Genomic DNA, 17,531 nt, shown 5'->3' with positions numbered 1-17,531 from the left:
TGACAAATGTTAATACAAGGATATGCTATTTATGACTAAGATATTATAAAAGAAAAAGAGTAGAAGAGAGGAAAATAGTTGCCTAACAAAGATATTGATTACCTAGTTCATTTTTTAAAAAGCAAACACATCCCAACAATCACCAAAAAATGTCACACCTACCTAACATTTCATGGTTTAAAAGCAGCGAGTGTTTTCATCCTCAAAGAAGGAATTATTAAAACCTCTGTTATCTTACAAGACGGGCGTGAATTCAACATCTCATACATCAATCAGCCCGATGTAATTTCACTGCTGCATGACGAGGCTCTTCAGTACGACGAGCAACCGTTCAATGTGCGGATTGAATCTGAAACCGCCGCATTTTATCAGATCAATCGCGTTAAATTTTGGCAGTATGTTAACTCGAATCCAGAATTACAAAACTACGTTAAACAATACTATCGTCACCGTTTATCTGAAAATTTCTCCCGCTTACAACGCCTAACAATGAATGGAAAGCTTGGAGCACTTGCAAACTTTTTGCGCGATATGTCATTGAAGTTCGGTAAATCCTTACCTGATAGCTCACAAATTCTAATCGATTTTTATGTTACTAATGAAGACATTGCAGGTTTTTGCGGCATTGCCAACCATACGAGTGTCAGCCGCATGATGCGGAGATTAAAAGACGAAGGAATTATTGAATTCGGCAACAGTTCCGATAACAAACGCAGGATTATTATCACCAATGCACAAAAATTGGATGATTATATTGCTTACTAGCCCTGTATTTGCACTTCTAAACGTTTTTCAACCTAACCGTTAGCAGTTGTAGCGCATACGCAAAAAACAGGTGCTGACAAAAAAGGAAAAACTTCCACTTTTATCAGCACCTGTTTTGAGTACCGCTAGTTATAAATTAAGCTATGTATATTTTTATCAGTTCGACTTACTCGAAAACACAGTTAAAAATGTGAAAATGTGATTGTCATCTCAACTGCATTAATTCGAACCGCTGCACCCAGCGGAGTGGTAATCATGGGAATCGTGTGGCAACTGTCATACGCAGCAATCACTGGCACAGGTTCATTAATAACTTCTCGCAAAATATCAAACGGCTGTCGCTGTGTTCCTTGGTCGTCAAACAAAGCATGTTTTCCGAGCAGCACACCTTTGATCCGCTCAAAAATTCCCGCATTTTTCAACATCGCAAAATTTTTTTCAACAGTTGCAGCATCTTTTTCTGCGTCTTCAATCAATAGGATTGTATCGGTCTTCAATTGCGGAAAATAGGGTGAAGCCAAAATCCCGTAAATTGTGTTCAAGTTTCCGCCTAACAGCGTACCCGTTAAACAGGGGGTATTGTACTCCCAAGTGTTCACCCTTTTTGCCTTCTGATGTTCGAAGCTTTCCCAGTTCGCACGTTCATCCGTCCAAAACTGTGGAGCCTTGATTGTGACAGCTCCCCCTTTGGGAGTATTCATAATCTGAACAAAGTAGTTCCAAGTCTGTTCAACATCCGGCGGCCATTCGCCAAATGAAGCGACCAGTGCCGGACCATATAGCACGCGACAACTTGGTGCCTTAGTCTTAATCGCCAATAAGATCGCAGTGGCGTCAGAATACCCCACGAAAGTTTTTGGATGTTCTTCCAAATACTCATAATCAATGTATGGCAGAAGTGAATTGCTATTAGTCCCTCCGATTGTTGCCATAATAACATCCAGTTCATCATTATGGATTAACTGATTGAGTTCAGCTGCTCGTTGTGCAATAGAACCCGAACGGTAAAAATCACCCTTTCCGGTTAAACTCCCTGCCACAAGACTGACTCCCTTAGCTGTTAAAAACCTTTTAGCCCGTTGGAACCTAAGCGGCGCTAATTTGGTAATTGGAGTAGATGGTGAATAAAAACCGATTTTCAAAAAAATTCTCCTTTTTTAAGCTGCATTTAAAAGTGCTAAGATGTGCCCATTCAAAAGCCCCAAGGAAAGATTACTATCTTTGACATTTGAAAAGAGCACAATAAAGTTCTTCTTATCATGGGAAAAGCCATTCGAAATACTGAATCCAGAAAGATACCCGCGATTAATAATTAATCCAGGATCATTGTAAAATCCCATCCCATATTTAGAACTACTTCCTGGGGTCCACATTGTCTGCAAATCTTCTTTTGAAATCAGCTTTCCGCTAGTAAGTGCTTGGTCAAATCGATACATGTCGCCTGGATCCATGTAAATGTCACCGACCCCATAAAGCTGAGAAAATGCTGGCAATCTTTCTGTTTGTGTATCAGTCAAGTAATGTTGCTTCAAATATCCGTTGGCTGCATCTGAGCGTTTGAAAAAGTTCTCATCGGCAAAACCAGTATGCTGCAGACCGCTGGGCCGAAAAATGTGCCGTTGCAGGTACTCTCTCAAAGACTGCCCTGAAAGCTTTTCAACCAAATTAGCAAGCACTACGTAGTTATCATCCATGTAGTGCCACTGCCCTGGTTGTGTATTAATCCCATTATTGCTGATTTCTTGCAGCAGTTCTGCTGGTGTCTTTTCAGCAAAAGTTTCAGCACGCCCTCTCAACCCCGAGGTATGTGTTAACAGATTGCGCAGCTTAATTTTTTGACCATTTGGAAAATTTGCATAATACTTACCAATCGGATCATCAAGATTAAGCTTTCCTTGTTCTTTAAGCTGGAGAATAGACGTCGCCACTAACGCTTTCTCCGTTGAACCGATTAAAAATACTGAACTAGGTGTATTACTGCGTTTTTGGGCTGCATTCGCATACCCATAACCTTTTTCCAAGACAATCTGATTATTTTTGACGATTAAAACACTTCCAATGAAACCATTTTTGGTAAAATAGTTGTCTAAGGCCGCGCTTTTAACAATTGTTGGTTCGTTTTTCACCATGGGAGTCTTTTTAGAGGACTCCTGCTGCGCTGCAGAACTTGCCTGGGCTGCAGCCCTTTGCCTTTCTATTCGCTGCCGCGTCGCAGTTTGCTGTTGCTTAACTGTTCGCCAAATTAACCCTCCGGCGACAAGTATTACTATAAATAATAGTGCTACTAAAGACAGTCCCTTTTTTTGCTTGAACTTAAAAAAATTCATCATCATATTCCCTTTAATTTATTAGAATTGTGTCAAAACTCAGGTCTTAATTTAACTTGAAACCAGCACGTCGGGAATTCTCCCCAAAAGAACTCAATTTTTCCGCCAACCTCCGCAACATGTCGTGTTCCATGAAAATGTTTACCACGTTTGGTTAACTTTAGACTTGCAGTTTCACTTTCGAGTATAGGAGAAAACTGACATACAGGCAACAAGAGATTGTTTAATTTACAATAATTTGTGAAAATTTACGCTTGTTACTAAACGCTTATCCGCTCCTCGTCTCAGCTGCTTAACAGCTTATACTAAAAAAGGCCGTGGTAAAAAACTTTTGCCGCAGCCTTCTTAATCTCAACACACAGCTATTCTTGAATCTTTATCCCGCGCTGCCTGGTTCTTCGATCCTCACTAATCGTTTAATCTGCCTGATTGCTGTCGGGAACCACAGTAATAGGGTGCATAATCCGCCGCCCCACGCTAATGGTTCAGCCAGGCAGATTCCCAGATAACCCCAATAATTGACAAAAAGCAAGGCAGCGATCATGCGCATGATTAATTCGACGACACCCGCAATCATGGGCAGCAAATTATAGTTAAGTCCCTGCAGTGTAAACCGTAAAATAAAAAGTACTGATAACAAAAGATACCATGGCGTTACGACTCTAAAGTACAAACGATTCAGCTGCAACAAGCCCGCTGATGGTCTCAGAACAAACAGGTATGTCAACAAATCACTGAAACCAATAATCGTAACTGCTAAAAATAAGCCAATTCCTAATGATATCCAGCTTGTTTGCTTAATACCTATTAAAATCCGCTTATACTGCAAACTACCATAGTTTTGAGCGATATATGTCCCTAAGGCTGCTCCCAGAGCAGACAGCGGCAACATTGCAACCTGGTCTACCTTTGCAGCAACGGAAGAAGAAGCAATTGCGGTCGTGCCCAATCCATTCAGTGCACGTTGTACAAGTAAAGCACCAATTGCGATGATTGAAAACTGCATCCCCATTGGAATCCCAACAGTTAACTGCGCTGCTAGTTCCTTAAATTTAAGCTTAGTTGGCATTTTAAAGCGAAACATCATCTCATTTTTCAACATGTGAATTCCACACAATACTGCAGCTGCAAATTGCGAGATTACAGTTGCTAACGCCGAACCCATTGTTCCCATTCCAAACGCTAAGATAAAGACAAAGTTCAAGACAATGTTAATCACCACTGCAATCGCTAGGAAAACTAACGGTGTCCGACTATTTCCTACCGAACGCAGCATATTAGCGCACAGATTAAAGGCCATTGAAATTGGAATGCCTGCAAAAATCATTAAAATGTAGTCGCGGGCATCATTAAAAATTGCCAGCGGTGTCCCCAAAAGCAGCAGTACCTGCTTGACATAAACCAGACTTAAAACCATTAATATCATGGCGATGACTCCACAGATCAGACAACTAATACTAAACTGGCGTTTGACATCTTTAAAAGCGCGTGCACCAAACAGCCGCGCAATGATCAGCCCCATTCCAGTTGTAATTCCTTGTGAAAAGCCCAAAACAAAGCCTACTAGACTGCTTGTGCTGCCAATTGCCGCAACTGATTGCGCCCCTAATAGTTGCCCTACAATCATCAAATCAGCCAGATTATAAAGTTGTTGCAAAAGCCCACTCAGTAAAATTGGCCATGCAAAATTGAGAATAACTTTCCAAGGCGTTCCTTTCGTTAAAATATGACCACCTCATACTCTAGTTGCCGCAGCTCAAAATAACAGTTGTACGCTGTCAAACTAATATCCTACTAGTTGAATTTAGCAGTATGTGCCTGCAATAAACGGTCCAGATCTTTAAAGTTTGCCCGCAATTCAAAGTCGTGAACTGGTGCTTTTTTAAGATCATCAATTTGAGTGGTAATTCTTCCCAAATCTGTTTCATCAGTATACTGGATCCATTTGACATTTTCCAGCCAGTCGTAATAAGCATGCTTTCCTTTGCCATAACTATTGCCAAATAAAAGACATGGGGTTTGCGTCAGCACCGAAAAAACCATTGCATGAAAACGATCAGAAACAATAACTTCTTGACTAGCAATTTTTTCAAGAATTTCTTCAAAAAGTCGTTCCCGTGTGACTGGTGTTATTTTAGCTGGATTTTCTAAAACTGTATCGGTCCGCTCTACCGGTCCTTCCTTTGCCAACACGTCCTTTAACGTCGTAATAAAGGATTCAGTCAGCACTTTTTCACCATCATGGCGGAGCACAAAGAGCGCTCCTTGCCGTTTGAGCTTAAGAATTCGTGGTTCAAGAAAAAGGACCATGTCAGGGGTGAAGCGGACATGATTGTCAAATGCCTTTTGCATTCGGCGAAAACTCTGCGCATCACGGGCAAATAACACTAGGTTAGGATTACTTGCATAAGCTGCTTGACTAAGTTCTAACTCTTTTTCTCCGTAGTCATTTTTTTCAAAATGAATTGACTGGGGAAAAGAAATTGTCAGATTATGTGTAAATGTCTTAAAGACTTCCCGACGACCTTCCTCAATGTCAGTGTACAAACTGCCCAGATTGCCGCCACCAGTGTAACCCACAATATCACGGGCGTTAATAATTTCTTTAACCGCTTTAATTCCAGCGTGGGTGTCGTAGTCCATGATTTCAATAAATTGATACTGCGGAAATTCAAGTTCAAAATATTTTCTAATCGCTAACGAAACGGCTTGGTCCCCCATATTTGTGTAGCTCGGTGTCCCAAACAGAAACATTTTAGGACGATCATTTTGCGGTAATTCACTCACTGGTGCACTCGTTTTAACAAAAAAATCTGCCATCATCAACACTCCTTAGGATTATTTAATCGGTGCGTGCTTTGCAGCTTGAATCTTGGCTGGCTTTATTAGGAACAGCGTTAGAAAAATACTGAAAACATTGGTCAATGAAAAGATCATAAAGGTCAGCGCTGAACCGAACATTGCAATTAACGTAGGATAGATCAAGCTAATCACAAAATTTGTCAACCACGTAGTTGCTGTGGCGAACGCCATGAAACGTGCCTTAACGGGCAACGGAAAGATTTCCGACATCATCAGCCAAGTTGCCGGACTGACAATTCCTTGGTGACTTGCCAAAAATAAAGTTAAAAAGATTAGTACAGCAACATTCAACCATGCTGTTGGTAGCAAATGCAACTGTAAAATCAAAGACAGTATCCCTAGAAAAACAACATTCCCAAAAATTCCAACTAATAAGATATTCCGATGATTATGTGTTGCAATTAAGCGTGTGCCTACGATACTTGCTAAAAAAGAAACACTCCCAATCAAGATGTTTCCATAAAGCGAAGAACCTCTTGATAAGCCAACATCTTCCAAAACAACCGTCCCGTAATACATCACGGTATTTACCCCGGAGATTTGTTGAATCAGCGCGATGCTGATCCCAGCGATAAAAACAAACAGCAACGGTTTATTGCGCAGAATTCGTCGCAAAGGGACATTTTTTTTAACCTTGTTCTCCTGTAATCCCTTTTGAACTACCGCCACATTTTCTTGCATTAAATCCGATGAGAAACCCAGTTTTTCGAAACTAGTCTTTGCACCCGTTTCTTTACCGTGCAGCAGCTGCCATTTAGGACTGTCTGGAATTTGATATGAGCCCACCCACATTAGAATCGCAGGCAATGCTGCCATTAACATCATGACACGCCAAATCGCATGCCAGTCGCCCCAGATATTTCCTAGAAACGCATTTACAGTGAATGCCACTAGCTGTCCAAGAACAATTGCAATTGCGTTTCGATTAACGTTCCGATCAATTTTTTCAGGGGTTGAGATTTCGGAAAGATACATGGGCGATAATCCTGAAACAGCCCCGACTGCTATCCCAAGGACAAAACGCCCGCAAATCAGGATCCCAATCCCAGGTGCCCACGCACAAACGATTGTCGCAGCAGTAAATAAGATGGCAATCCAGCGCAATAAAGCTCTGCGCCCGATTCGATCCGCTATTCGTCCGCTACTAATTGCTCCTAGGACACCCCCAAGAACCAACGCACTGGACACAATCCCTTGAGTCCCAGCATTCAAATTCAATTGGTCTTTAAGACTCATAAATGCCAAAGCCCCATTAATAACACCGGTATCATATCCAAATAAAAATCCGCCTAAAGCAATTATATAAGTAAAGAGTTTCATCATTAGGCGGCTGTTATGTGTATTTTTATTCATATTTTTCATACAGCTCCATTACTCTGATTTTAAAAAAAGCATACTGCTTGTCACAGAAATTGCTTTTTTCACCTCTTCTAATCTGCTCAATCCTGTTAAAATACTAGCTTAATTATTCAAAATCTCAGCGTTGACATTTTTATCAGCTTTTTTAAGCAGTCTACGACTTTTATGTTACTCCTCAAAAAATTATTAGACCAACATAAGCACTTGTTACCGTGCAGCAGCATTTTAAATCTTCACGTTGGAATATATGGTGATCTGGTACATTTCTCACTATGAGAATGCAAGCAAAAAAGCTAGGAAACTGTGTCAAAATGTACATCTTGACCAATTTTCTAGCTTTAAGTAACTTCAAATTTTTTGCTGTATTTTTCTTACCGAGCAGTAAATCAATGCTTATTTTTTAACTTCTGCAATCAGCTTCGCCAACGCCTGTTGTTGAAACTGCGCCTGTGCTTGGGCGGCAACCTTTTTAGTCAACGCTTGTTGCTGTGCTTGCGACATTGTTGGATTTTTCGTTAAAGCCGCTGTGAGTGCCTGCTTGACCTGTGCTGTAACAAACGTTTTACCAGCTTCTTTCATCTTGCTTTGGTTCTGCTTAACAAGTTGTGCCAGTTTCTTGGCTTGCGTTGTACTTAGTACAAGCCACGCGTTATTAATCCTAAAGGTCTTATAATGCCGCACCAGCTGATGCCCATTTCCTGAGATTCCAAACCAGAAACTATAAAAACTATTCTTGTATTCCCAACGCATTGTCTTTGTGACCACTTCCGCTGTGCCGGAAACTTTAACTACTTTGCTATGAGTATTGCGCGGATCCGGATTAGTCGTCGTAACCTTCTTTTGTGCCGCACTGGTTTTATAAATATAGACTTTTTCTTTACCGGATGTACCGACTTGTTGATAAAGCAACATCTTAAGCTGTGACGACGAGGCTGCAGAATATAGTTTGCTTGTTTTTACTGTAGAAACCTGATGCATCCCAAAATGCTCACGGTCGTTCTTAACCATGAAAAACATTGACACGAGAATCACCGCGACGCAAATAAAGCTCAGGATTGTGCGTAACCCCACTTTATCAATCGTTATCATGACCGTAAAAAGCAAAATTGCTGCTATCAATAAACAAATAATAATCATGCTTGTTCACCTCCGACATTCTCCGTGCTTTTTTGCATCATTTCACCAGGAGTCCGTCCACTAACAAAGAAGGCGACAATTAAACCGACCAAACTAAAACCAATTGCTACCCAAAAGGCGGCATGATACCCACCGAGTGTCGCTTGAAAAGCTGCATTCTTATATGCCAAAGGATCGGAGTGCAACATGGCCTTACCAGGCATATCATTTTTAGTAACATTTGTTAAAATGCTGACCAAGACTGCCGTTCCAACCGATGCCGCTACCTGTCGAATTGTATTATTAACGGCCGTTCCATTACTCATCATCTTAAGCGGCAAGGAGTTCATCCCTGAAGTCGTCACGGTCATCATCGACATTGCAATTCCAGCCATTCTAAGAGCATACAACGTAACTAGATAAACAAATGGTGTCTCTCTAGTAATGAACGCAAACGGAATCGTTCCAGCTGTTAATAAAAATAAACCGGTAATTGCGATTCGTCTTGCTCCAATCCTGTCAAAAACACGTCCTGCAATCGGGCTGATTACACCCATCATTAAAGCCCCTGGTAAAAGAGTGAGACCTGAATGAAATGCACTTTCTCCGCGAACAGTCTGCAAATAAAGCGGCAGTACCATCTCAACACCGATCATTGCCATCATTAGCACCGAACTTAAAAGTGCTGCTACTGAAAATTCTGGATTTTTAAGAACCCGCAGGTCCAAAAATGGTTTTTCTAAACGCAACTGTCGGATACCGAACAGGACAACAAAAATTACACCCGCAATAATTGAGAGGATTACAATGCTGCTACCCCAACCTTTTTCACCAACTTCAGAAAAACCGTATAACAGGCTTCCAAAACCGATTGTCGAAAGTAACGCTGAAAGCCAATCAAGTTTAACCTTTTGCGTGGGTAAGACGTCCTTCATTAACCAAAAACCCGCAATTACCACCAAAGCAGCAAACGGAATCAACATCCCGAATAGAGTCCGCCAATGGTAATTGTCAATTACCCAACCTGAAAGTGTGGGTCCAATTGCAGGTGCAACCCCAATTACAAGACCTGCCATTCCCATAGCAGCTCCGCGTTTATTTGCCGGAAAAATCGTTAACATCATTGTCTGTAGCAACGGCATGGTAACCCCTACCCCAAGTGCCTGAATTAAACGACCCGTCAATAAGACAGAAAAACTAGGTGCGATGTAGCACGTGATTGTTCCCAGTAAAAAGACGACCATTGCGCCTTCATATAATGCCTTAGAGTTCACACGTACTGTCAGCCAGGCACTGATCGGGATCATTACGCCACTTACCATCATAAATCCCGATGTGAGCCACTGGACAGTTGAGGTATTAATATCAAAACTTTTCATCAAAGTTGGAAATGCTGTTGTTAAAATTGTCTGATTTAAAACGGTACAAAATGAACCTATTAGTAAAAGTGCGACCAATAACGTTCTGTTGTACGCTTTACCATTCTCATCAATTGCTTTTCCCAAGTTGTCTTCTCTCCCTAACATTCTAAAATAAGTATGTGAACTAATAGTTCAACGTGACAAATAATATACTCATCTTTTTTAATTGTCAAATAATTTGACAAAGATGTTATAAAGGTTACAATTAACGTTATGATAATTGACAAAGGAGAACGTTCAATGGGAGACAAAAACAATGCTGCGTATGTTACCCGTTTCAAGGATATAATAAAAAACGAACATTTCCTCTTCGGAATTGGTGATATTTCAAAAGCCACTGGTGTTTCGCAAAGAAAGTTGCGTTACTGGGAAGAACGCGGCTATATTCACCCTGAAAATAGCTCTGACGAAGGTCAGCACCGAAAATATAGTCACTTTATGTTTCTCAAAATCGCAATGATTCAGTCCTTTTTAAAAGAAGGTTACACACTAAGTGCTGCAGTTCAAAAAACAAATGAACATCACAAACTTGGAAAAGCGGTTTTCGGTTTCGTCAAAGAAAGACTGCAGAATTTTACTTTTGTTCCTGGCGGCTATGAAATCGACTTAGGTGAAGTTAATGATACCCAAGGAAAACATATCTACGCATTAATTCGCAGTAATAAGAAAACAGAACTATTTTTAAAGTAAACGCAACGCTATTTAAACAAAGTTCAAGTGCCATTCACACTGCTTAGTAATTTAGTAAGTAGCAGCTGTTCCAATTTCATTTCCAAATTTCAAATTAATTAGCAAGTAGACTATAATTACAGTGAAAAATATTTTTTTATTGAAAACTGGAGGAAGCTGTATGAATGTCCTGCTCGTTGATGATGAACCGCTGGCACGTGATGAACTTGCTTATCTGCTGCAACAAAATATTACCGTAAATACAGTTTTTAAAGCTGAAGGCGTTAAAGAGGCCTTGGCACTTCTTTTTGCGCACCACATTGATCTCGTGTTCCTCGATATTTCTTTAAATGAAGAAAACGGTTTTACACTTGCAAAAGAACTGCATCAATTAAACACACCGCCACTAGTAATCTTTGCGACTGCCTACGACAAATATGCCGTTCAGGCTTTTGATATTAATGCTATCGACTATGTCTTAAAACCTTTCGATCAGGAACGCATCAATCAAGCACTCCAAAAAGCAAAGCTGGCGCTCTCGACTCGGTTACCCCAGGGCCCTCCGTCCTCACCTGCACCGCAAAAAGATAACCAATTTATTACACTGACAAATGACGAGCGGACAGTTGTTATCAAAACCCGTGAAATCCTAGCAGCAACCGTTGAAAATGGCGAATTGACAATTTTTACATTGGATGGCAAAAAATACGTTTCACATGAAACATTAGTTTGGCTCCGTTCACATCTTGCTGCTCAACATTTTATTCAAGTGCATCGCAGTGCAATCGTGAACATTGACAATATCCGTGAACTGCAGCCCTGGTTCAACCACACCTTCATCTTAATCATGACTAATAATCAAAGAATTCCGGTTGGTCGTTCCTATCTTAAAGTTCTCAAGACACGACTTAATATGTAATTTGATTTTTGACCCGCTGATTTTAAACATTCACCCCCCGTTTTTTGCAATTAACCGCAAAAGACGGCTTTTTTCATTTTGTTTGTACTATTCTTAATTCATCAAGAACAAAGTCTAAGAAAGAAGGTCAACAAAATGAACAAAACACACGTGGAACAAAAGAAAGGTGCAGCCGCAGCTCCTTTGCTCGTTCAGATGGGCATTTACACCACTATCTTGTTTGTCTCAAACTTAATTTCCGGCTTGTTTCCCAAATCTTTTCCGGTTCCAGCGCCTGTAATTGGGATGATTTTATTGTACGTACTCTTATCAGCTCACCTGCTTAAACTTGAATGGGTAGACTCGCTAGGAGCCTTCTTAATCAGTATTATCGGCTTTCTCTTTGTTCCCTCTGGAATTTCCTTAACCGCGAGCCTTGATGTAATGCGTACAGCAGGCCTCCAATTAATTTTAGTTATTATTTGCTCAACCATTATTCTATTGGTTGTAACCGCATACACAACACGTACCTTTATCTGGTTAAGGAAAGCACATCTTGAAAAACACAAATTCGTCCACCAACCGCTTGCAATTAAACATCGCATCCACGTGAAAGGAGAGGAGTAGCATGTCATTATTAACAACTCCATTTTTTGGCATCTGCCTATCCCTACTGGTCTATCTTTGCGGTCAGTGGCTCTTCAAAAAATCGCATGGTCTTTTTATCTTCCAACCGCTGTTCGTAGCAATGGTTTTAGGAATCACACTGCTCGTTTTACTAGCAAAATTCTTTCAGCAAAACGTCACTCAATTTTACACACAGGCGTATAAACCCGGCGGTGATCTCGTTTTTTGGTTCTTAAATCCTGCCACCATTGCCTTCGCTATTCCACTATATAAAAGAAACGATGTTATTAAAAAATACTGGAAAGAGATTTTAGCCGGCCTCCTGGTAGGCACCACGCTCTCATTATTTGCAATCGTCTTGATCTCCAAGCTGCTGGGTCTCAGCCAAACTGGAATTGCTTCAATGTTACCTCAAGCTGCCACCACTGCAATCGCCTTACCAATTTCAAGTGCAATTGGGGGGAATTCAGCAATCACCGCAATGGCCTGCATTCTAAACGCAGTTATTATCTATGCCTTAGGTGACTGGTTAGTTCGGTTCTTCCATTTAAACTCTGATCCAATCGGAACTGGTCTAGGGTTGGGAACTTCCGGTCATACCATCGGTTCTGCCTTTGCGCTAAAACTCGGTTCTGTCCAGGGCTCAATGGCTGCAATTGCGGTGGTTGTAATCGGTGTTGTTGTGGATGCAGTCGTTCCTCTAGTATCACGTCTTTTGTTTTAAAAAAGTAAATTGCACCTCTTGCTGTTCAACCACATCCACTAAAAAAGAGTCAAAAACTATGGGGCTGTGACAAAAGTTAACTTTTGTCACAGCCCCTCTTTTATTCCGAATAAACGTGTTCCATAAGTCAAAATTCTCCGTCTAACTTCGAATTACTCATCGCAAAGTACTCGCTATGTTCGTAATTTCGAGTTAGCACTCAAATTTTTTCGACTTATGTCACACTCTCATAGTTTTATTTTATAAGTATCCGAATTACTATGGAACAAATCCCCAAACCAGTCTTCAAACCTGGTTAATCATCTTCAACGCCAATTCTTTTGCCAATGCTTTTAATTAAGGCCACATCTTTTTTGTATTCTTCAGGCGTCATATCAACTGCCGCGAAACAAGATGTTAATTTATCTTTGATCTCATATTTCTTGCTTTTTGCCTTATGTGTTAAACAGATATACACACGTCGGGCATCTTCTTCCCCATGTTTCCGTTCAATCCAGCCATCTTTTTCCATTCTCTTTAACAAGGGTGTCAAGGTCCCGTTATCCAAGTTCAGCCGCGCTCCAATTTGTTTGATCATCATGGGTTCTTCATTCTCCCACAGGGTCAATAACGTAATATACTGCGGATAAGTTAGTTTGTATTCCTTTAATGCCATCGCATAAAATTTGTTATATATTTTTTGTGAAGTATAAATCGCAAAACACAGCTCATCTTCTAATTTATCAGGCCGATGTTCTAATCCCATGATACACTCCTACTTTCCTAAAATTTTCTTTGTTTATTTTCTGCATCAACCACAACATACCGCTGTGGCTCTTTACCTCTTGAATACGTAACAATTTTTTCATTATGTGCCAACTTAGTGTGCACTATTTTTCTTTCAAAAGCCGGCATCGTATCCAATGCAATTTTTTTATGCTCAACAATGGCTTCAAGCGCTACATTTTCGGCAAGCCGTTCGAGTGTCTGCCGCCGTCTTTTTCTGTAGTTGCCAACGTCTAAAACAACTCTCACTCGCGCTGCACCTTTCTTTTCTAAATAATTCTGCACTAAAACCTGTAAAGCATTTAGCGTGCGGCCGCGTTTACCGATCAACCGACCTTCTTGCGTAGTAATTAACACATATTTCGCTTCTTTGTTAGTATAATCGACTTGGACCGTTACTGCTACTCCCATTTTCTCTATGATATCAATTAAATAATATTGTGCTGCAATCACTGCATCCCGCACCTGCTGTTTTTTAGCCTGTTTTAGCATAACTTGAGGTGGATCTTGTTTAAGCTGTGGGGTTTCTTTTGACAGCTTGACTCGGTCTTTAGCCGGTTTCTTTTTTTGTTCAAGCAATTGTGGGTTCACTGTCAAGTCTACGATCGCAAGTTTACGTCCAATTCCTAAAAAGCCTCGTTTATGTTTTTGAATCACCGCTATTTGGACATTTTCTCGCGATACTCCAAGGGTTTCAAGGCCTGTGGCAATTGCTGCAGCAATCGTTTTATCACTGAACCTTGTCATTTTCATTCCCCCTTTGAATTTGCCCAAAAAATGTTTCCTTTGTATTATAGCATTTAATTTATATTCAGAGTATAGTGATTATCCCTTATTCAAGCCATTTTGCCGGTTTTTGAAAGCATTTGCGAAAAAAGCTCAGCAACGCTATTTTGAACATTGCACCGCTGAAATTAACAATTCTCAGTTCAGTGTAGTAAAATGAATCTGAGAATCATAAACTACTTGAAGCGAGGTTTTTGGATGAACAGTTTAATTGATACTTACACCTTGAATAACGGCGTAAAAATCCCTGTTGTTGGTTTTGGAACATGGCAAACGCCCGCTGGTGCAGTTGCAAAAGTAGCTGTTAAATCAGCTCTTTCATCTGGCTACCGTCATATTGATACCGCCGAAATGTACGGCAATGAGCAAAGTGTTGGTGCAGCAGTCAAGGAAAGCGGCATTTCCCGCCACTCACTCTTTATTACAAGTAAACTTAATAATGGTGCACACGACTATCAGGCTGCAACCGCTGCAATTGAGCAATCACTCAAAGATCTCCAATTATCAACACTTGATCTTTTCCTGATTCATTGGCCGAATCCTAAACCTTTCCGCACGGATAATTGGGAGAAACGTTTACAGGAAACTTGGCGTGCGCTTGAAGATGCTTATCGTGCTGGAAAAATAAGGGCAATCGGTGTCTCAAATTTTCGTAAGCGACATTTTGAAATTCTAAAAGAGACTCAAACAATCGTTCCAATGGTTAATCAGATTAGAATTTGCCCGGGTGATTTGGACACAGAAACAATCTCATATTGTCAACAAAACCAAATCCTGCTTGAAGCTTATAGTCCATTAGGCACTGGTGAAATATTCTCAGATAAGACCCTCCAAGCACTCGCAAAAAAGAACAAGCGGACTGTTGCTCAAATCTGTCTGCGATGGTCTTTGCAGCATCATTTTCTTCCGCTTCCGAAATCAATTCATGAAGAACGCATTGAGGAAAATACTAAGCTGTTTGATTTTACCCTCTCAGAACAGGATATGACTACCATTGATCAACTTGATGGGATTGTTGGCTACGCGGCTGATCCGGATACGGTCAATTTTTAGGCTACAATTTAAATCTGGGTCCACGACAAAGGCTTTGCACATTAACACCGAGTTATAACACAGCCGTGCTTTGACTATCGCTAACTCGGACTGATGTTCAAAGCCTTTCGACTATTGTGTCCCCTTTATTTTTACTGATGTTACCTTAGTCCAGTCTTATAAGCTACATCAATTTTTTTTAGAGTATCATCCTGTTTTACTTTGAACTACAATACTAATTATATCAGCACAGGAAGAGAGGCTTCAGTATGACTGAAACAATTAATCAGAAACTCATTAAAGATGACTTGTACCAAGCAGTCAATGGTACTTGGCTCAAAACTGCTCAGATTCCAGCAGACAAATCCTCAACAGGCGGTTTTGCGGACCTTGCAGAAAATATTGAAAAGCTTTTAATGAAAGACTTTGATCGCTTAGCACAAAACCCGCAAGAAATCACGGATCCCTATCTCCTAGAATTCATCAAATTCTATCGCCTTGCTCATGATTTCGCTAAAAGAGATGCAGTTGGTTTTAAAGCTGCACGCCACTACCTTGAAACAGTTGCGCAAATAAAAGATCTGACTGATTGGGAACAAAAACTGGCTGCGCTAACCTTAAGCGGCTATCCTAGCCCTATTCCTTTATATGTCGAACCTGATATGAAAAATACTTCGCGGTATGCACTTACAGCCGGTGTCCCTAACTTGATCTTGCCGGATAAAACATACTATACGGACGATAACCCTGCAGCACAAGCATTATTGCAAGTTTATACCAAGATGTTAGAAAAACTCTTCAAACTTGCTGGATATTCTGCGGAGTTTACTCAAAAAACAATCGCCCAAACACTTGCATTTGATAAGACCCTTGTCCCACATGTCAAAGACAGCACCGAATTAGCTGATTATGTAAAATCTTACAATAAATACAGCTTTGCTGATTTCGTTAAATCAAGTGATCATTTTGATATTCAGCATTTTGTGACTGAACTTCTCGATGCACAACCTGATCAGGTGATCGTGACTCAGCCAAAATACTATGCCGCTTTGAATTCTTTGGTAACTCCCGAAACGTTTGCTAACATGCGTGGTTGGATGCTTGCAAAGTCACTGCTGGCTGTCAGCCCTTACCTCTCAGATCAAGCTCGGATCATCTCGGGTGAATATTCACGTGCAATCTCAGGCAGCAAAGAACCCATGAATCCCCAAAAGAGTGCCTACTACTTAGCAATCAACCAATTTGATCAAATTGTGGGTCTTTACTACGCACACAAATACTTCGGCGAACAAGCCAAAAATGATGTTACTCAGATGGTGCACAAGATGGTCACCGTTTATAAAAAGCGACTGCAACAAAATAAATGGTTAAGCCAACCGACACGAGAAAAAGCAGTTGTCAAACTTGAAAAGCTTGGAATCCAAGTTGGCTATCCTGATAAGCTTGAAGAAATTTATAAAAAATTCAAAGTAACATCAGATTCACTCTTCAACAATAGTGTGAACTTTGACAAAATCTACCTCAAAGATCATTACAGCCGTTGGAACAAGGAAGTTGATCGAGAAAAATGGGAAATGAGTGCTGATACGGTCAACGCCTACTATAACCCTTCCTATAATATTATCGTTTTTCCGGCAGCAATTTTGCAGGCTCCTTTCTACAGCCTAAAGCAGTCTTCAAGTGAAAATTACGGCGGAATTGGGGCCGTAATTGCTCACGAAATCTCACATGCTTTTGATAACAATGGGGCCCACTTTGATGAATTGGGAAATCTCAATAATTGGTGGACAAAAGAAGATCGCGCTCACTTTGAAAAACTCGCTCAAAAAATGATTGCAGAATTCGATGGACTTCAAACTGCTGCGGGCAAGGTAAACGGCAAATTAGTAGTCTCAGAAAACATTGCCGATGCCGGTGGCCTAAGTTGTGCACTGGAAGCCGCAAAAGGTGAAAAGAATGTTTCTCTTAAAGCATTCTTTATTAATTGGGCACGTGTCTGGTGTCTTAAATCCTCGCTGGAACGCCAAAAATTATTGTTAAATATTGACGTGCATGCCCCCCATGAATTACGTGCCAATCTTCAGCCGCAAAACTTAACTGATTTTTACACCACCTTTAATATTCAGCAAGGTGATAAAATGTATCTCCCGCCTGACAAACGTGTTAATATCTGGTAAAAC

General features: G+C 40.6%; 16 protein-coding genes. 7 read left to right on the top strand and 9 right to left on the bottom strand.

What is annotated here, in order from left to right; genetic code table 11:
* Nucleotides 1-78: 78 nt before the first annotated feature.
* On the top strand, nucleotides 79-765 hold the full coding sequence (locus tag FD50_RS12065) for a Crp/Fnr family transcriptional regulator (protein WP_054757288.1): 687 nt from the start codon (nucleotides 79-81) through the stop codon (nucleotides 763-765).
* A 182-nt stretch (nucleotides 766-947) separates the two neighbouring features.
* Here FD50_RS12065 and FD50_RS12060 read toward each other — a convergent pair whose 3' ends face one another.
* The 7 genes from FD50_RS12060 to FD50_RS12030 all read right to left on the bottom strand — a co-directional run bounded on the left by FD50_RS12060 (nucleotide 948) and on the right by FD50_RS12030 (nucleotide 9,934).
* Nucleotides 948-1,907 (bottom strand): S66 family peptidase, encoded by a 960-nt coding sequence (locus tag FD50_RS12060; RefSeq protein ID WP_056962017.1) that lies wholly within the window; start codon nucleotides 1,905-1,907, stop codon nucleotides 948-950.
* Between the two features lie 15 nt (nucleotides 1,908-1,922).
* Nucleotides 1,923-3,092 carry a serine hydrolase domain-containing protein gene (locus tag FD50_RS12055; protein WP_056962016.1) on the bottom strand — a complete coding sequence of 390 codons (1,170 nt, stop codon included), beginning with the start codon at nucleotides 3,090-3,092 and terminating at the stop codon, nucleotides 1,923-1,925.
* 376 nt (nucleotides 3,093-3,468) lie between these two features.
* Complete coding sequence (locus tag FD50_RS12050; RefSeq protein ID WP_268872012.1) at nucleotides 3,469-4,761, bottom strand: MATE family efflux transporter; 1,293 nt, start codon at nucleotides 4,759-4,761, stop codon at nucleotides 3,469-3,471.
* 125 nt (nucleotides 4,762-4,886) lie between these two features.
* Nucleotides 4,887-5,912 carry a polysaccharide pyruvyl transferase family protein gene (locus FD50_RS12045; protein ID WP_056962014.1) on the bottom strand — a complete coding sequence of 342 codons (1,026 nt, stop codon included), beginning with the start codon at nucleotides 5,910-5,912 and terminating at the stop codon, nucleotides 4,887-4,889.
* A gap of 18 nt (nucleotides 5,913-5,930) precedes the next feature.
* On the bottom strand, nucleotides 5,931-7,316 hold the full coding sequence (locus FD50_RS12040) for a sugar porter family MFS transporter (protein WP_056962013.1): 1,386 nt from the start codon (nucleotides 7,314-7,316) through the stop codon (nucleotides 5,931-5,933).
* A gap of 390 nt (nucleotides 7,317-7,706) precedes the next feature.
* A complete protein-coding gene (locus FD50_RS12035) occupies nucleotides 7,707-8,450 on the bottom strand; it encodes a DUF4811 domain-containing protein (RefSeq protein ID WP_054757294.1) in 744 nt (247 codons plus the stop codon).
* A complete protein-coding gene (locus FD50_RS12030; protein ID WP_056962012.1) occupies nucleotides 8,447-9,934 on the bottom strand; it encodes an MDR family MFS transporter in 1,488 nt (495 codons plus the stop codon). The genes FD50_RS12035 and FD50_RS12030 overlap by 4 nt, the downstream gene beginning before the upstream one ends.
* Nucleotides 9,935-10,090: 156 nt before the next feature.
* Between FD50_RS12030 and FD50_RS12025 the strand changes: the two genes are divergently transcribed.
* From FD50_RS12025 to lrgB, 4 genes are all read left to right on the top strand, one after another.
* On the top strand, nucleotides 10,091-10,540 hold the full coding sequence (locus tag FD50_RS12025; RefSeq protein WP_054757296.1) for a MerR family transcriptional regulator: 450 nt from the start codon (nucleotides 10,091-10,093) through the stop codon (nucleotides 10,538-10,540).
* Nucleotides 10,541-10,700: 160 nt separating this feature from the next.
* A complete protein-coding gene (locus FD50_RS12020; RefSeq protein WP_054757298.1) occupies nucleotides 10,701-11,438 on the top strand; it encodes a LytR/AlgR family response regulator transcription factor in 738 nt (245 codons plus the stop codon).
* 135 nt (nucleotides 11,439-11,573) lie between these two features.
* Entirely contained in the window at nucleotides 11,574-12,044 is a 471-nt protein-coding gene (locus FD50_RS12015) for a CidA/LrgA family protein (protein WP_054757299.1), read from the top strand.
* Between the two features lies 1 nt (nucleotide 12,045).
* Nucleotides 12,046-12,768 (top strand): antiholin-like protein LrgB, encoded by a 723-nt coding sequence (gene lrgB / locus FD50_RS12010; protein ID WP_056962011.1) that lies wholly within the window; start codon nucleotides 12,046-12,048, stop codon nucleotides 12,766-12,768.
* A 295-nt stretch (nucleotides 12,769-13,063) separates the two neighbouring features.
* Here the strand turns inward: lrgB and FD50_RS12005 are convergent, their stop codons facing one another.
* Both FD50_RS12005 and jag read right to left on the bottom strand, forming a co-directional pair.
* Nucleotides 13,064-13,513 (bottom strand): MarR family winged helix-turn-helix transcriptional regulator, encoded by a 450-nt coding sequence (locus FD50_RS12005; protein WP_056962010.1) that lies wholly within the window; start codon nucleotides 13,511-13,513, stop codon nucleotides 13,064-13,066.
* A gap of 17 nt (nucleotides 13,514-13,530) precedes the next feature.
* The gene (gene jag, locus FD50_RS12000) at nucleotides 13,531-14,280 is read right to left on the bottom strand and encodes an RNA-binding cell elongation regulator Jag/EloR (protein WP_056962009.1); all 750 of its coding nucleotides are present in this window, start codon (nucleotides 14,278-14,280) and stop codon (nucleotides 13,531-13,533) included.
* 237 nt (nucleotides 14,281-14,517) lie between these two features.
* Between jag and FD50_RS11995 the strand changes: the two genes are divergently transcribed.
* On the top strand, nucleotides 14,518-15,372 hold the full coding sequence (locus tag FD50_RS11995) for an aldo/keto reductase (RefSeq protein WP_054757302.1): 855 nt from the start codon (nucleotides 14,518-14,520) through the stop codon (nucleotides 15,370-15,372).
* Nucleotides 15,373-15,620: 248 nt separating this feature from the next.
* Nucleotides 15,621-17,528 (top strand): M13 family metallopeptidase, encoded by a 1,908-nt coding sequence (locus FD50_RS11990; protein ID WP_056962008.1) that lies wholly within the window; start codon nucleotides 15,621-15,623, stop codon nucleotides 17,526-17,528.
* Nucleotides 17,529-17,531 lie beyond the last annotated feature (3 nt).

The sequence above is a fragment of the Liquorilactobacillus satsumensis DSM 16230 = JCM 12392 genome (genome assembly GCF_001435195.1).
In the GTDB taxonomy this organism is placed as follows: Bacteria; Bacillota; Bacilli; order Lactobacillales; family Lactobacillaceae; genus Liquorilactobacillus; species Liquorilactobacillus satsumensis.
The sequence above is the reverse complement of the archived record's forward strand: the minus strand, read 5'-3'. Positions and strand labels throughout refer to the sequence as shown.

What these genes read in the sequence shown, in the direction of transcription:
- FD50_RS12055 (WP_056962016.1), bottom strand. Translation starts at nt 3,092, where the DNA reads ATGAATTTTTTTAAGTTCAAGCAAAAAAAGGGACTGTCTTTAGTAGCA.
- FD50_RS12045 (WP_056962014.1), bottom strand. Translation starts at nt 5,912, where the DNA reads ATGGCAGATTTTTTTGTTAAAACGAGTGCACCAGTGAGTGAATTACCG.
- FD50_RS12040 (WP_056962013.1), bottom strand. Translation starts at nt 7,316, where the DNA reads ATGAAAAATATGAATAAAAATACACATAACAGCCGCCTAATGATGAAA.
- FD50_RS12035 (WP_054757294.1), bottom strand. Translation starts at nt 8,450, where the DNA reads ATGATTATTATTTGTTTATTGATAGCAGCAATTTTGCTTTTTACGGTC.
- FD50_RS12025 (WP_054757296.1), top strand. Translation starts at nt 10,091, where the DNA reads ATGGGAGACAAAAACAATGCTGCGTATGTTACCCGTTTCAAGGATATA.
- FD50_RS12020 (WP_054757298.1), top strand. Translation starts at nt 10,701, where the DNA reads ATGAATGTCCTGCTCGTTGATGATGAACCGCTGGCACGTGATGAACTT.
- FD50_RS12015 (WP_054757299.1), top strand. Translation starts at nt 11,574, where the DNA reads ATGAACAAAACACACGTGGAACAAAAGAAAGGTGCAGCCGCAGCTCCT.
- lrgB (WP_056962011.1), top strand. Translation starts at nt 12,046, where the DNA reads ATGTCATTATTAACAACTCCATTTTTTGGCATCTGCCTATCCCTACTG.
- FD50_RS12005 (WP_056962010.1), bottom strand. Translation starts at nt 13,513, where the DNA reads ATGGGATTAGAACATCGGCCTGATAAATTAGAAGATGAGCTGTGTTTT.
- jag (WP_056962009.1), bottom strand. Translation starts at nt 14,280, where the DNA reads ATGACAAGGTTCAGTGATAAAACGATTGCTGCAGCAATTGCCACAGGC.
- FD50_RS11995 (WP_054757302.1), top strand. Translation starts at nt 14,518, where the DNA reads ATGAACAGTTTAATTGATACTTACACCTTGAATAACGGCGTAAAAATC.
- FD50_RS11990 (WP_056962008.1), top strand. Translation starts at nt 15,621, where the DNA reads ATGACTGAAACAATTAATCAGAAACTCATTAAAGATGACTTGTACCAA.